General features: G+C 75.0%; 1 protein-coding gene. It reads right to left on the minus strand.

Annotation, left to right across the window (positions count from 1 at the left end):
* Positions 1 to 983: phosphopantetheine-binding protein (locus tag ABZ656_RS58120; RefSeq protein WP_360280905.1), on the minus strand; the 983-nt coding region annotated here is incomplete at its 3' end.
* Positions 984 to 1,046: the final 63 nt, after the last annotated feature.

A 1,046-nucleotide genomic window follows, 5' to 3' on the forward strand; every position in this document is an offset into this window, starting at 1 on the left:
ACGCCGCACCCCACCACCACCGCCCCCACCGTGGGGACGGCGTCGGGCGAGAGCGGCAGGGCCAGCGGCCCGGTGTCGTCCTCGGTCACGACCGCGCTCAGCACCTCGTGCCGCGCGGCAAGGTCGCGCACGGCAGCCATCAGGGCGACCGTGTCGAGCGTGCCGTTCAACCGCAGGGCCACACTTGTGTTGTACGCGTCGTTGTCCGGGCGCAGCCGCCACAGGAACCACAACCGCTCCTGGGCCGGCGACAGCCGCACCGGGGTGCCGGGCTCGGCGCGCCGCGGGAGGGGCCCGGCCGGGTCCGCCGCGGTCATGCGGCGTTCCAGCTCGGTGGCCAGGTCGCGCAGGACCGGCCGTTCGAAGACCACCCGCACCGGCAGCGTGCAGCCGGTGGCCTCAGCCAGCATGCCCACCATCCGGGTGGCCGCGAAGGAATGGCCGCCGAGCGCGAAGAAGTCGTCGCCCGCGCCGACCCTGCGCGGACCGAGGACCGCCGTCCATGCCCGGGCCACCGCCTTCTCGGCGGGGGTGCTCGGCTCGGCGCCGACGGCCTCGGGCTCCGAAGGCTTCGGCGCCTGCCGCAGGGCGGCCCGGTCGGGCTTGCCGTTGGGGGTGAGCGGGATGCGCTCCAGCACGACCACATCGGCCGGCACCATGTAGTCGGCCAGCGACTCCCGCAACCGGGTGCGGATCGTGTCCGGCCGCGGCGCGTGGCCGGGAGCGGGTACGACCCAGCAGGCCAGCCGCCGCCGGTGCGCCTCCCCTTCGGGCAGCACGACGGCGTCGGCCACCTCGGGCAGAGCCCGCAGCGCGGCCGTGACCTCACCGGGTTCGACCCGGTAGCCGCGCACCTTGACCTGGTCGTCGGTCCGGCCGAGGAACTCCACCACGGCGTCGTCGCGCAGCCGCACCAGGTCGCCGGTGCGATACCAGCGCCCGCCCTCCGGACCGCAGCCATCCGATTCCCACGCCGTAGTCACGGCAGAGCGCCGCCATAGATGCGCCCTCGTAGGTGTATCGGCGGACCACGGTCGTCTTCTGGG

It is taken from the genome of Streptomyces sp. NPDC007095 (assembly GCF_040634475.1).
Classification (GTDB): Bacteria; Actinomycetota; Actinomycetes; order Streptomycetales; family Streptomycetaceae; genus Streptomyces.